Source organism: Lelliottia nimipressuralis, assembly GCF_004115925.1.
Taxonomy (GTDB): Bacteria; Pseudomonadota; Gammaproteobacteria; order Enterobacterales; family Enterobacteriaceae; genus Enterobacter; species Enterobacter nimipressuralis.
The window spans coordinates 44,278-57,282 of record NZ_SDDX01000007.1; the positions used below are offsets into that span (position 1 = coordinate 44,278).

Here is a 13,005-nt window from a genome sequence, read left to right on the forward strand (position 1 = left end):
GTGGCAAATAACAACATCCAAGTCTAGTTGAGAATGTCACTGCGTGCCGGAATTCTGCGGCTGGCTCAATGGCTTCGCTTGTGAAAATGTTCTTCAAATTTAGTCCGTTATCTTTGCTTAGTTAAAATCCAGCAACCTTAACCTGATGAATTTATAACGGTAATTCACCTGCGGCATGCTAAAGGTGGTAGCGCCGATCAGACTAAACAGAGAGTGTTCAATGAAAACCTCAATTGCGAGCGTGGTGGCAGACCTGCCGGATGTCTGGCGTTCGCGCGTGCTTGGCACCGTCGGGAACGCCAATATAAAAGTGCTAAAGATGGGCGGGGAGGGACTTCCAACCGAGGCGCATGATGATTTCGACGAACTGCTGCTGGTGCTGGACGGTGAGCTGCCGCTGGTGGTGGACGAACGGCACTTTACGCTGAAAGCCGGGGAGTTCTTTTTTGTGCCAAAGGGGGCGAAGCATTCCGTGCCGGAAGGGAGTTTTGGGGTACTGGTGGTAGTGGACGTGGGGCGGCAGTAAAAGCCCGCCCCGAGCGTTAACGTCAACCCGGCCCCTCACTTCCCGCCGCCAGCAGCGGAACCACAACGCGGCTGATGGGGACAGGAATACCATGCTTTTCGCCATAACGCTGGATCACGCCGTTGCGAATATCCCACTCCAGCGGACGATTGGCCTGACGGTCGGCGAGAATTGACGTGCCTAAATCCGCCGGGGCACGATGAAAACCCTCAACGATCTCGTGCGGAACGTTATCGCCGAGCGATGCGCCTTCTGCCCGCGCCACGGCCAGACATTCGCGCAGGTACGCCAGTGCCAGCTCCATGATATCTTGCCGCGAGAACATCCCTGCACGGCGGTTCGCCAGTACCATCAGGCCCGCGACCGCATTCTGTAACAGCTTGCGCCAGGCGATGGAGACAAAATCCGCTGACAATTCTACCGCGCAGCGCGTCTCGCTCAGCGCATCGCTGATCCGTGTTGCCTGTGGGATCGCGGGGAGGGTCAGGCGCGGTTTGGCACGTAGCCACACGGAGGCGTCCGGCTCGCGCTGAGCCGGGAACCAGACCACCGACGGGACGACCACGGCACCGTTAACGTAAGGTTCGAGCTGCGGTTTTTGCTCAACGCCATTCTGCAACGCACAGACGACGGTGTTTTCATCGCACAGCGCAGCCAGCCACCCGGCGCTGTCAGCGACCTGGGTGGTTTTCACGGCCACAAACACTAGCGCGACCGGGCGGCTGACGCGCGAAGGATCGGTGATGACCGGACCGGGTACGATGATTTCACCATCATCGTGGCGCAATACTAACTGTGGATGAGGGGTGCGTCCGCAAAGAAGGGGCGTTCGGCCCACTTCATGCAGTGCCGCAGCAATGGTGGTACCGATAGCACCTGGGCCGATAAGCGCTACTGAGGGATGTTCAGACATTCTTTGTCCTCCTGAATGGGGCAAGCAGACCTGATTTATCATAATACTCCGCAGGCCCATCGCGTCTAACAGGAAAAAATGATGCCGACTTACGACGTTTTGGCTGACGTATGGAGGTCAGGCGTAACGATAAGCCCATCCCTTAAACGCTCATCATGCTGGCCGCGATATAAAGCCCGACGCCGTAAGCCAGATGTGTGAGCACACTGAACAGCCGCGCCAGCCACGGTCGAGGCGTGCGTGACGCAGCAATGCCAAAACCCAGCGCAGGCTGCAGAATCAGAAAAGGGGCAAATAACGTTAACAGACCGGCGAGCAGTCCTGTCGAGAGGGAGGGGTGAGTGAACCATTCTGCTCCGTACAGCGTCAGCGGCACAACAGCAAAAAGTATCCCGGTGAGATAGTGAAACACCCAGCCCGTCAACAGCTCCCCGCGTAGTGGCGGCGCTGAGACGATCGTGTGATGGCAGAACGTCCCGCCCGGCAAACCCAAAATCCAGCGGCCCACCAGGGCATAGTTCAGTGGCGGAACCTTAAGAGTGCGTTTCTGAAAGCAGGACCATAGATCCATCACCCCTGTTGCGCCCATCCCCGTTATGACTGTTTTAAACACCAACATCATATCCATAGTCTTCTCCTTGCTGATGAAATGCTAAGCTGGCAGACAGTGTGCAAGTTAAAGTCAGGTTTAAGTCAACGATGAAAGAACTGGATATCAGAGAAATCGCCGACCTTTCGGGCATTAGCCCCTCGGCGCTGCGCTATTACGAGAAGAGAGGATTGATCAAGCCGGTTGGTCGCAACGGTCTGAGAAGGCAGTATCATGAGAATGTGCTTAATAAGCTGCAGCTGATCACGTTGGGACAGGCAGCAGGATTTTCTCTGGATGACATTGCAGCGATGTTTGGTGCGAAAGGGACGATCGCAATTGACCGCGAGCAGCTTCATCAGCAATCACTGAAGATTGACAACACCATTCGCAGATTGCAGCTATTAAGCCGCGGGCTGAAGCATGCCGCACGCTGTACACAGCCAGAGCATACCGAGTGCGAAGAGTTCCAAAAAATTGTCTCAAGAGGGCTTCGGCTCGTCCGGTCTGGCAGCCGCTAACTCACTAAATGACAGGGAAATAATCATGACGACGCTGGATGAACTGCAGGTGAAGTATCCGGGAGCAAATGCCTGGCAAATGGGTGACAGCCCGGAGCTGGCGAACGAGCTTGCTGACCTGATTAAAAAAGGGATTAAAACGGCCTCATGTGGCTCTTTTTCATCGTATCAACAGGAGGAAACTGCGCCCCGAATCGGCAGCTATAACATCGTTCTTGATGGTCAGAATGCGCCAGTGTGCGTGATCAGATTGATTTCAATGCGCCTGGTGCGTTTTTGCGATGTGACCGATGAGTTTGCCAGAAAAGAGGGTGAGGGCGATTTGAGCCTTGAGTACTGGCGGAAAGAACATCAGCGCTTTTTCGCCCGCGAAGGGGACTTCTCTGAAGAGATGGAGCTGATCGCAGAGGAGTTCGAGGTTGTTGAGGTCATTTGAGGCGGATTGTGTGCGTCGCTGAAAGTCATACACATCGCTGCACGCCGCGCCGGGTTGAAACCTGTCGCGAGTTCTTCAGCAATCCGGCTTACCAGATGCGGCGGGCGTGCGAGACCTTCTACAATTTCAAAACCTAATGTGGCGTAAAATCGGGCATTAAAAGCGGCCATTTTGTCTGTTGTCAGCGTGGCTCCCGTCAGACCACGCTGCTGACCAATATTGAGGATAGCCTGCATAAGCCGTCTGCCGATACCGTGGCGTTGCCAGGCCGGATGTACATCCATTTCAGCAACGTGCAGCCAGGTCTCTTCAACTTTAGCTGCGACAAACCCTACTGGAACAGAATCAGACGTACAGGCCGTAAGCAGCAGACCGTTACGCCAGAAATCGCTCAATTCTTCCAGACTACATGCGCCCGCCTCGTCTGTTACCGCACCCGCATTACGCAAGGTTTCAAAAGCCGCCAATTCAATAGCGCGTAGCCTGTCAAAGTCTTCAGGGTGTGCGTGACGGATAGTGAAATCCATGACAAGGTTCTCCATGCGTGATGACCTTATTTTTACGGTCTTTGATTCGCAATGCATTGGGAATAACGGGGAATTCTTCTGTCCAGAATGGAGCATATCATGATGTTGGCAAGGCTTGCTTCTGGTATGACGCGGTCTGGTTAAAGAGCGGGTTGAACCGCTATGAGCGAGAAGAGGGCGTTGGCAACGGTTCTAACATCTGCAACTGCGTGATTAACATTGATGAGTCTTAATCGTTGGGGAACAATATTGAACCGCAAGAATGATTGCAGTACGCCTTTGCTAACGCAATTTTATCTGGCTGTGAAATGTCATTCACATTCAACAATATCAGCCTGTGTGTGAAAATATACTCCCCTGTTTCCCGCATGTAATTTCCACATCTCATCTCATGGCCTGATATGCTGGGCCACAGACGTCATTCCGCCATAATCATTTATGTAGGCAGGATAAATTGTCGTGAGGTTTTTCTTCACGGGAATAAAGGTCGCGCTGCCCGGGGCGATCATGGTGCCTTCCGCAATATTTTTGTTACCCTCGCTGTCTTCGGTGATTTTAGCCAGTGACACAAAGTAAGGTGTCGGGTTAAAACCTTCTATCCCCCCTGTGACTTTTTTCCACACCACCGACTCTCCGGCTTTGTTCGCTTCTCCCGCCAGCCCCTTCGGGCGGAAGAATATTTTTATACGTGAGCGAAACGCCAGCTGAAGCTGATTTTGCTTATCTTTAGCAACCGATGGGATCTCGAGGACATTGAGCCAGAATACGGATTCTTTATTGGCGGGAAGAGGTTCACCCGTATACATCAGGCGTAACATCTGGCCCTTTCCGCCGTTGATTCGGTTTACCGGAGGGGTAACGGTGAAAGGCGCTTTGGCAGTTTCCGGCGTGGCGCCAGGATTACCATGGTCAATCCAGCTTTGGACCAATACCGGCTTATCACCCAGGTTATCAATCTTAACGGTGACCTCCTTGTCCCCCGCAGGATAGATAACGCGCGTACCAGTGATGACAATACTTGCCTGGGCGGGAACGATCGCCAGTACAAATAGTGCGAGGGCGATAATATGGCGATAAAAAAAGCGTTGCGGCATACAGTATCTCTTAGGTTGTTCTGCAAATAGACGTTGTGAGTGAAGGGTTTGAGGTGTCAATTCAAACCCTTTGTTTCGTTCGTTTACTGATACGTGATAGTAAAGACCACAGCCCCGTTTGCTGGCCCTGCGGTGACGGTATTATCCGTCTGAACATAACGCGCTTTCAGCGGAATAAGATAAGAAGCATTATCCTGTTTAGGCAAATTCAGGAGATCAAACCCGCCTGAGCCATCAAGCGGTATGCTTCCCGATATATTTTGCTGAGACAGTTCAATGCCTACGCCGGTGGCTGCATTCGGCCCACTTTCAATTTTCGCCAACAAAGGATTGCTTTCGACAACGCCATTAACGCTTCTGAATCCGATGGTAACCGCATTATCGTTATTTGAACCTGTAATCGCGCCTGTTCTTTCGGTAAAGGCGTAGTCACCATATCCATAGAATGGCGGGCAGTCCTTCAGTGCAATGTCGAAGTTCACCCAATCTGTTGCAACACCTGGGCCAGTGAATTGATTCACATCATGTCTTCCGAGATCGACATTAATATTTGGCGCCGCAAGCTGACAGGTTTTGGTGTGCATCACGGTTGCTCCGGAAAAACTCACGTTAGCAAACACATGTTGTTCAGGAAATGGCGATTTAGAACCGGATGTAATCCTAAATGTCGGAAAAGATGAACCCAGTATCTGTTGATTCCCTTGCTGTATCGGTCCAGTCTTCACTAATTCAACGGTAACATGTGCGAATTGACCTAAACCTTGGGTCAGAGTTCCATAACCCAGGCTCATTTCCCTTTCCCATACCACATTTGGAAAAGTCGTTGCAGACCAGGGGGGATCAAAATTAAATTTTACGCCAACGCCTGGGATATTTGTTGGGAAAATATCTATGCCTCCAGAATTTGTAGCAGGTCCTGATGGCGTACTGGCAGCTTCAATGATGGTATAGGTATTCATATTGATAGGCGTAACACCGGCTTGAAGATCTTCGACAGTCACCGTGCAGAAATAACCCGTCGCCCGAATATCGTACTTATGAATACTCTTGTATATCACCTTCCCGACAGGCACATCTTCACCAACCGTTGATAACCCTGAGCCTATTACCGGAAGTGAGATGTTTTCTGTAAAAACATCCGTGAAACCACATTCTACGGCCATTGCCTTTGTAAACGGCAATACCAATAGCAGTAATAGCAATATGTTCAACACCCTTCCTGACGATCTCATTGCGGAGCGTGTAGAGAATTGTGAGTTCATTTTAAACCTCATTAATAAATTCTTGTGCAGTGCATTTTAATGAACAGATAAATCATCCACTTCCGCTCCGGATAACAGGCGAAGGTTATCGAACCGGTTATGACTGGTTTCATCAGGCAACTGAATAGGGCGATGAGATCGCATAAACTCACCCAGATTTAATAGTTTATGCAGGTCTCTGCGATCTTTTGCCTCGAATTTTTTCATCACCTGCGACTTGATTCTGTAAACTGATTTATCACTCACTCTAAGCGCCAGGCTGATTTCCTGATTTTCCTTGCAACTCATTAAGAATAGAAAGACATCCTGTTCAAATGCATTCAGTGATGAAACCAGCCTCCCGTAACTCAGGGTTGCGGTATTTTTCTTTATGTTGTTAATCAAATAGCCGAATGCCTCTCGTATCCTTTCCAGCGGCCCCGATACACAAAGATAAGGAACACTGTATAAAAACAGTTTCGAAAAAGAGAGAAACGTAACTGAATCCGCCAGCGTTATTCTTTCAGAGAGATGATCCCAGCGGCCTCTTTGCGCACAAATGCAGTCGATATCCATCAGGCATAACCGGACGGCAGCTTGATTGTTGCGGGTGACATTCCCTCCCTCTTTTGCAATAAAGGTCACCACCGCTCCGGTATGCTCACTGGCTAAAAGAGACAGCGCTTTTTCCAGATAATGATTCGCCGTCACAATATCAATAACGACACCCGGTTGTGCTTTGTGATTGATGAGGCTCTCTGTTTCCATATTTCATTCCTTTGCAATTCCCTAACTCTCCAGTGGAGGTGACAGCCAAATAGCAGGGGAGACAATCACCGACATATTCCAGAAAGTTTTCTGAATCCTGTGTCCTTTTCTTCCCGCACGCTATAGGTTATTTTGCACTGCTCACTCGCCTGACTTCCCCACTTCACGGTCAGTACCCCGGACGCCGACTCTGTCAGGGCATAAATCTGTCCCATCTGTCCGACGTTGCCGACATTCACCCCTGAGGCGTCAAACACGTCAGCCCCGAATGGCAGGACCTCGCCCCTGGCGTTGGTGGCAGCGATCAGCAGCGGGAACCCTTTGCGCGTCGCAAACGTCACCTTACTCACCGCGCCCCAATGCGGTGCGACTTTTTCAGTGGTGTTGCTAAGCTCAATATCCTGAGACAGCCCCTTCGGATCGATGCTGATTTCATTGATTTCATACGGGCTCAGATACGGGATCGCCGCATGACCGAAACCGTCAATCTTAAGCCCTGGATAACCACTCACTTTGGCACCTTTCGCATCTTTGGCTTCCACCACCGCGAACGTGTCTCCCGTGTAAGGGGTCGCAACGATGCCGTTTTGCCAGGCGATAACCGTGCCGCTGGCGGAAAGGCTGGTGTTCTGATAGTGCTTCCCGGTGCCGTAGCTGCCCGTCAGATGCGTGTACGGAGTGCGCCATCCACCGCTCGCGGTCATGCTGCTGCCGGTGCCCTGGTTGTAGTTGGCTGCGGTCACGCCGTAGTTATACTGGTTGTCTTCGCCCTGGGTGCCAGACAAGCCAATCTGTTCCCCCATCCGACCATTGCTGCTCTTGTTGAGGCTTGCCGTCAGCATAGGAACGTGTTTTTGGTCATACCCGCCGAGCGGGGCAGAGAAATTCAGCAGGAGGTTATTTTCCATCCTGCCGTTATAGTTTCTGACGCGCCCGGCACTGAGGTTATAGTTAATCCGGCCAATATTGTTGTTGTAACCCAACTGGTACTGAATATCGGAATGGCTGTTGTTCCAGTAGTCCTGGGTATACCCGGTAACGTAGAGCTGGCCCCAGCCAGCACCCAGCCCCTGATTCATGGTGACATTGAGACGGTTTTTTGCCCGCCAAATGCCTGACGCCAGCCCCTCGCGTTTTTCCTCATCGATGGCGCGCATCGCCGTCTGATAATCGTAATAGCCAGACGTAGAGAACCGGTACGCCGCGATGGTCAGATTACTGTTCGTCTGCGGTAAGTATTTGCTGTAGCTAATCTGATAGCTCTGCCCGCTATTAGCCTTCTCTTCGGTCGTTTTAAGATGCACACGGGCCTGCGTGACATCGGCAGAAAATGCGCCAATCTCCGTACTGACGGCCATACCCAGCTGCAGTGCATAGTAGGCCGCAGCGCTGCCCTGTAGCCCGGTGTAGCCGGTCAGGTTATTGGTCAGGCCTCGCTGGTAAGTCAATTGATACAGCGTCGGATTAAAGGAGAGACTGGGGTCGTTCAGCCTCCCGGCCACCACATCGTAGCGGTGTGCACCCGGGCGCAGCAGCTGCGTCACCGAGGCGAAAGGCACCTGGAAGGTCTGCACGCTGCCGTCCGCTTCGGTGACCGTCACATCAAGGTTGCCGCCGTAGCCCGTCGGATAAAGATCGTCAATCACGAACGCGCCGGGCGTCACGGTAGTCTCGTAGATTATGCGGTCGTTCTGACGCACGGTGACTCTGGCGTTAGTGCGCGCGATCCCGCGGATATCCGGCGCATACCCGCGACGGGACTGCGGCAGCATCCGATCGTCACTGACCAGCTCAATGCCCTTGAAGGGCAGAGTGTCGAACAGCTGCCCGCCCGTAGAGGTTTCACCGAGCAGGACACGGCCGAGGATCGGCGAGATATCTCGCTGCACGTAGTTATTGATGGACTGATAATTTCCACCTGTGCCCTGCTGCCGGGTGTAGTTACCGTCATGGCGGAAATACCAGCCGCCAATATTAATCCCCCCGTTCAGGCCAATGTAGGACGACGTAGAGTCCTGGCCTCGTGAATGGGTAGTGTAGGTGCTGGCGTTATAGCCCAGCAGCGCCGCCGGAATACCGGTGTCCCACAGCGCCGGGCTGACGTAGCCGCGCGCGGTGTTGCGCATCAGCGCCTGAGGGATCTCAATTTCCAGGCGCTGGGTGGAGGAGTCCATCAACACGCGGACGTCCGGCAACAGCTCTTCCAGGTTATAGCACTGGCGTTGTTCCCTGAGAGCATCAGAAAAAGCGGCAGGGACCTTATCGAAATTCAGATTGAGTTTTTTAATCAGATCCACCGTGATACAGGGGCGGACCTTTTTGTCCGCCTGTTCGGCGAACACAATATTTTCATGGGTAACGGCTTCACCATTAACATAAATATCCGTCGCCCAGGTTCCCGGCATGACGGCATCACCGTTTTCAAACCGGGATAGGTCTATCCGTTCGCTTCCGGAGGTATTCAGAAAAATAGGGTCAAAGGTGATGTTGTCAGTATGGTCAGCGGCAGACGATAACGATGCACCTGCGACCCTCCCCGGGATTAAAATAGCCGCCATGACGGCAATGGCAATCAATGAATATTCAGGCTGAAAACGCATGATTTTATTTCCTTATGGCTCATACGGTAAGACGTGTCATTACGGGTTACAGGATGTACTCAATGGTTTTCAGCGCTCCCCAGTCATTCACGTATTCGTAAATCAGCGTTGAGCCTGGACCTGCCTGTACAGCTTTCGGCAATCTGAAGGTGTAGCTGCCCATCGGCGGCACCATTTCCCCTTCGACAGAGCCGTTCTTTCCGGCATTTTTTAACGACACTGAGACCAGCGAAATAAAATAGGGTGAGCTATTCGACGCCATCAGCTTCCCCCCCGAGACGGTCCATTTGAGCTTTTCAGCCGCTTCTGTCGCTTTAGCGCGGTCTGCAAGACTGGCCGGGCGGAAAAAGAGCTTGATACGGGTCCGGAAAGCGACTTGCAGCTTGTTATCTTTGTCATTTTTCGTCGCAGCAGGGACCTCCAGCACATTCAGCCAGTACACGGATTCTTTGTTTTCTGGCAGCACAGGCGAACCGGTGTAGCTGATTCTGAGGGTCTGACTTTTCCCCGCGTTGATACGGTTAATAGGCGGTGTCAGGGTAAAAGGCGTGCGGATACGGTCGGGTTTTGCATTCGGGTCACCCTCATCTATCCAGCTCTGAACCAGCACTGGCAGGGTTCCGGTGTTGGTAAGCCTGACCGAAATTTCTCGTTGCGGAGCGTCATAAATGACGCGTGTGCCGCTCACAATCACGCTGGCCTGACAAGGCAAGGCGAGTGCGGCGGTCAGACAGACGACACGGGAAAGTGTGCGAATAAATGATGAAGGTGTCATGGAAATCTCCCTGGTAACAGGGGGAGAATCTCCCCCTGGAATAACGGATTACTTGTACTGCAGGTTGTAAACGACGCTGCTGGTAACCGTGCCCGGGGTGGTCTGGGCGTTAGCGTAATATTCAACTGCATATGGCAGGAAGGCGGTGCCGTCGGCCTTAATGTCCACGTATGCCATGCTGTTGACCTGGTCTGTATTACCCACGTTAATTGGGGCATAGCTATTGGACGCATCGAGCAGGCGCAGATCGACGTTGGTTGCGCTGCCGCCAATGTTTTTAAGACGACCGGTGCTCAGATCAACGGTGTTACCCGGCTGGAAGAAGGTCGCCACTTTGGAATGACCACCTTCGGTGCCGACGACACAGGCAGAGATGTTCATGTTGAACGTAGTTCGACCAGTGGTATCGCCGCTCGCCGTCAGTTCATTTACCCCAACCGTTGGCAGAACAACGGTTGCGTCAGAACCCTGACCGTTGATATCCACTTCGCAAGTGGTGTCGGTGAGTTCGCCGTTAAAGGTGATCGTGCCGGTAGACGCTGCCTGTGCAGACAGAGAGGCAATAGCAAGTACGGCAAAAATAGAGGAGCTAACAACTGACTTTTTCATAATATTGTCCTTAATTGATTACATTTTGATTGTCATGATTTCGGCAAAAGAGTATTTGCCTCAGCATCATGAATGCTGATGAGAAAATGATTTATTACGATTCATTTAAAGTCGAACCTCTGGCGAGGTTTAAGATCCTTCTATCTACAATCCGTTATCGTTTTTAATGCATAACATCTGCTACATAATTATGCCTTCGTCCTGTTTGACGCCTGCAAGGGTAAATTAACGCCTATATCTTTGACGGGATAGAGAATCAGCATTCCTACATGCACGTCAGAAACTACAAAGCCACTATTGTTCACCCGATAAATAACCACCTGGCTAAAACCACATTTTGCCAACGTGGTTTTTAACGAGTTCACTGCCTGCCACAGGCGCTGCTTACTGCACTTTAGCCCGAAGTTTTCGAATACCTCTCGCATTATATTTTTATCTTCAATAATTCTGTCGCCTGAATGGCTCAGAATATACTGCAACAGACGAGCCATCGTGGGGCGCAGGCGAAAACTGACGCCCGTCAACGTATTTACTAATAAGGCCGGGGAAATCCTGAACTCAAGATGACTCCCGATACAATACCCATAGAGGACTTGGTTAAGGTTTTTTAAATTCTTCGGCATTGAAAATAGCCTCCTGCTAACTCACCTCATCAGTGGAACGGATTCTATATTTTTAAATCCAACGATCAATCAGACGGAAATGTGACCACAAAACGCCAAAAGTAAACGCGCAAGTAGCTTTTTATGCTGCACATCGCCGGTTAGACCATTATTACTCTCTAATTAACCCCTTTTAAAACGCTCAATTCTGACGTGTCATTAATATTTAGTAATCAACTCTGAATCTCACATTTTTTAAAATAAAATCTCGTGGTGTGGAAACAAGTATAAGGTCGTGATTATTTTTTTTAATCTTTTTCACTCAACGTTCTCATCGTTAAGGAAAAAAATGCATGTAATGCAAAAGTGATCAACATTACGCAACGATCGCCATAAAAATCGATTAAAATCAAAAAGTTAAATGTTTTTGTGAAAATTCCTAATATGTCTTATATAATCTTAGGTAAGGTTTTTTGCGGTCGCTAAGGTTTTAAAAGAAACATAATTGTTAATTGGTTGTTTCGTTTTGATATCGGAGGTGTTTGTTCTGTGTTTCAAAAAGTATACATTTTGAATGGTAGAGTTGTATTCTGGCCCAACAGAAATTTGCTGACGCACAATACGAACAGACCTCAATCGGTGCAGTTGACTGGACCTGCCTCCCGGTGCCTTGAGCTATTAGTTTCAAGAAGAGATCTTGTCACGCAACATGAGCTGTTCGAGTACGGATGGGAAGGCAGCGGATTTACACCGTCACCTAATACCCTCTATCAAAGCATTTCAGTGTTACGCCGCGCTTTCAGAGAATTAGATAACAGTAGTGAAAATTACATTCTCACCGAAACAAGAAAAGGCTTCAGAGTTAATCCAAATTTTGACGTAATTGTTGAGGAGAGAGCGTTCTCGCTACCTCAGGAATCCGAGGCGTTAATACCGAAAAAACAGCACAACCCCTCCTTTGATCCTGACGTTAAAACGGTTGGCAAAAAAAATCGGGATCTGAGCGCATACCTCATCGTGATATTGGCAGGCGTGGCCATTGCTGTCGGTATTTCGTTTGTGACTACGAATCGCTTTAATAAAAGCGATGACTTTGCGGCTTACAAAAAAATATCTTACCTGGGTCAATCTGAATGTTTATTTTTTCTCACTCTGAAGAGTAATAAAACATCCATCAGCAATCTCGACCTGTCGTTACTGACCTGTCAGGATAAACCTTATAACTATTTAACGACGTTTTCATACTCTTCCAAGACATCGATTCTGTCATGCAATAAAGAAATAACTAAGCAACCGACTGAATGCAGCACCGTTTATTTGTGGGGTAAAAGTGAGCATTAATATTAAAATCCCGTTGATTATTACCTGCCTTTGTTCTGCGCTGGTGACATGGATGGTTATTCATTTCATCAAAAATTATAATTATGATCACTTCTCCTGCACTGCGTCATATTCGGCGATGAGAGAGGGCAATGTCTTGACCTCGAAAAACAGTTTGATCATTCATGGGGATAAAGGCACATGGATGATGGATGGTAAAATCACCCACGCTGATGCAAAACCGGTTTTTTCAAATTGCGCAATAATTTCAGTTTCGAACGGACCCTGCTTGCTTACCACTTTTATTCCGACAAAGTGTCTATCACACCCAATACGCTTACGCACTCCTCCGCGTTAAGTGAATTTTTAACTGACATATTTATAAAGGAGCAGCAGTCTTCTTTCTTTTATATATACCCCATTAATAATAATTATATTATTTATAGTGGCAGCATGCCGATTGTGTACTGCAAAAAACAGAAGA

At 49.9% G+C, this 13,005-nt stretch carries 14 protein-coding genes; 4 read left to right on the forward strand and 10 right to left on the reverse strand.

From position 1 onward, the window contains the following. The first annotated feature begins 220 nt into the window (after nt 1–220). Nucleotides 221–526 carry a cupin domain-containing protein gene (locus tag ETG88_RS06175; protein WP_123427668.1) on the forward strand — a complete coding sequence of 102 codons (306 nt, stop codon included), beginning with the start codon at nt 221–223 and terminating at the stop codon, nt 524–526. 22 nt (nt 527–548) lie between these two features. Here ETG88_RS06175 and ETG88_RS06180 read toward each other — a convergent pair whose 3' ends face one another. Both ETG88_RS06180 and ETG88_RS06185 read right to left on the reverse strand, forming a co-directional pair. Continuing rightward, the gene (locus ETG88_RS06180) at nt 549–1,439 is read right to left on the reverse strand and encodes an oxidoreductase (protein WP_129034953.1); all 891 of its coding nucleotides are present in this window, start codon (nt 1,437–1,439) and stop codon (nt 549–551) included. A gap of 142 nt (nt 1,440–1,581) precedes the next feature. Next, nucleotides 1,582–2,067 (reverse strand): DUF2938 domain-containing protein, encoded by a 486-nt coding sequence (locus ETG88_RS06185; protein ID WP_129034954.1) that lies wholly within the window; start codon nt 2,065–2,067, stop codon nt 1,582–1,584. 71 nt (nt 2,068–2,138) lie between these two features. On the opposite strand from ETG88_RS06185, the gene ETG88_RS06190 reads away from it, so the two are divergent. Both ETG88_RS06190 and ETG88_RS06195 read left to right on the forward strand, forming a co-directional pair. Then, nucleotides 2,139–2,549, forward strand: a complete 411-nt coding sequence (locus tag ETG88_RS06190; protein WP_129034955.1) for a helix-turn-helix domain-containing protein — start codon at nt 2,139–2,141, stop codon at nt 2,547–2,549. 25 nt (nt 2,550–2,574) lie between these two features. After that, the gene (locus tag ETG88_RS06195) at nt 2,575–2,985 is read left to right on the forward strand and encodes an ASCH domain-containing protein (protein WP_164971769.1); all 411 of its coding nucleotides are present in this window, start codon (nt 2,575–2,577) and stop codon (nt 2,983–2,985) included. Here the strand turns inward: ETG88_RS06195 and ETG88_RS06200 are convergent. The 8 genes from ETG88_RS06200 to ETG88_RS06235 all read right to left on the reverse strand — a co-directional run bounded on the left by ETG88_RS06200 (nt 2,901) and on the right by ETG88_RS06235 (nt 11,222). Next, nucleotides 2,901–3,527, reverse strand: a complete 627-nt coding sequence (locus tag ETG88_RS06200) for a GNAT family N-acetyltransferase (protein WP_233446087.1) — start codon at nt 3,525–3,527, stop codon at nt 2,901–2,903. The genes ETG88_RS06195 and ETG88_RS06200 overlap by 85 nt on opposite strands. A 374-nt stretch (nt 3,528–3,901) precedes the next feature. After that, a complete protein-coding gene (locus tag ETG88_RS06205; RefSeq protein WP_129034956.1) occupies nt 3,902–4,606 on the reverse strand; it encodes a fimbrial biogenesis chaperone in 705 nt (234 codons plus the stop codon). 83 nt (nt 4,607–4,689) lie between these two features. After that, nucleotides 4,690–5,817, reverse strand: coding sequence for a fimbrial protein (locus tag ETG88_RS06210; protein WP_157809237.1), 1,128 nt, complete (start codon nt 5,815–5,817; stop codon nt 4,690–4,692). An 87-nt stretch (nt 5,818–5,904) separates the two neighbouring features. Continuing rightward, entirely contained in the window at nt 5,905–6,615 is a 711-nt protein-coding gene (locus ETG88_RS06215; RefSeq protein ID WP_129034957.1) for a LuxR C-terminal-related transcriptional regulator, read from the reverse strand. 65 nt (nt 6,616–6,680) lie between these two features. Then, entirely contained in the window at nt 6,681–9,215 is a 2,535-nt protein-coding gene (locus ETG88_RS06220) for a fimbria/pilus outer membrane usher protein (protein WP_129034958.1), read from the reverse strand. 46 nt (nt 9,216–9,261) lie between these two features. Continuing rightward, on the reverse strand, nt 9,262–9,990 hold the full coding sequence (locus ETG88_RS06225) for a fimbrial biogenesis chaperone (RefSeq protein ID WP_129034959.1): 729 nt from the start codon (nt 9,988–9,990) through the stop codon (nt 9,262–9,264). 48 nt (nt 9,991–10,038) lie between these two features. Beyond that, entirely contained in the window at nt 10,039–10,599 is a 561-nt protein-coding gene (locus ETG88_RS06230; RefSeq protein WP_129034960.1) for a fimbrial protein, read from the reverse strand. A gap of 188 nt (nt 10,600–10,787) precedes the next feature. Then, nucleotides 10,788–11,222, reverse strand: a complete 435-nt coding sequence (locus ETG88_RS06235) for a hypothetical protein (RefSeq protein ID WP_129034961.1) — start codon at nt 11,220–11,222, stop codon at nt 10,788–10,790. Between the two features lie 528 nt (nt 11,223–11,750). On the opposite strand from ETG88_RS06235, the gene ETG88_RS06240 reads away from it, so the two are divergent. Continuing rightward, complete coding sequence (locus ETG88_RS06240; protein WP_164971770.1) at nt 11,751–12,542, forward strand: winged helix-turn-helix domain-containing protein; 792 nt, start codon at nt 11,751–11,753, stop codon at nt 12,540–12,542. The last annotated feature ends 463 nt before the right edge of the window (nt 12,543–13,005 follow it).

Coding starts and splice junctions, on each gene's coding strand:
- ETG88_RS06230 (WP_129034960.1), bottom strand. CDS start 10,599: ATGAAAAAGTCAGTTGTTAGCTCCTCTATTTTTGCCGTACTTGCTATT.
- ETG88_RS06220 (WP_129034958.1), bottom strand. CDS start 9,215: ATGCGTTTTCAGCCTGAATATTCATTGATTGCCATTGCCGTCATGGCG.
- ETG88_RS06175 (WP_123427668.1), top strand. CDS start 221: ATGAAAACCTCAATTGCGAGCGTGGTGGCAGACCTGCCGGATGTCTGG.
- ETG88_RS06190 (WP_129034955.1), top strand. CDS start 2,139: ATGAAAGAACTGGATATCAGAGAAATCGCCGACCTTTCGGGCATTAGC.
- ETG88_RS06215 (WP_129034957.1), bottom strand. CDS start 6,615: ATGGAAACAGAGAGCCTCATCAATCACAAAGCACAACCGGGTGTCGTT.
- ETG88_RS06225 (WP_129034959.1), bottom strand. CDS start 9,990: ATGACACCTTCATCATTTATTCGCACACTTTCCCGTGTCGTCTGTCTG.
- ETG88_RS06180 (WP_129034953.1), bottom strand. CDS start 1,439: ATGTCTGAACATCCCTCAGTAGCGCTTATCGGCCCAGGTGCTATCGGT.
- ETG88_RS06205 (WP_129034956.1), bottom strand. CDS start 4,606: ATGCCGCAACGCTTTTTTTATCGCCATATTATCGCCCTCGCACTATTT.
- ETG88_RS06185 (WP_129034954.1), bottom strand. CDS start 2,067: ATGGATATGATGTTGGTGTTTAAAACAGTCATAACGGGGATGGGCGCA.
- ETG88_RS06195 (WP_164971769.1), top strand. CDS start 2,575: ATGACGACGCTGGATGAACTGCAGGTGAAGTATCCGGGAGCAAATGCC.
- ETG88_RS06235 (WP_129034961.1), bottom strand. CDS start 11,222: ATGCCGAAGAATTTAAAAAACCTTAACCAAGTCCTCTATGGGTATTGT.
- ETG88_RS06200 (WP_233446087.1), bottom strand. CDS start 3,527: ATGGAGAACCTTGTCATGGATTTCACTATCCGTCACGCACACCCTGAA.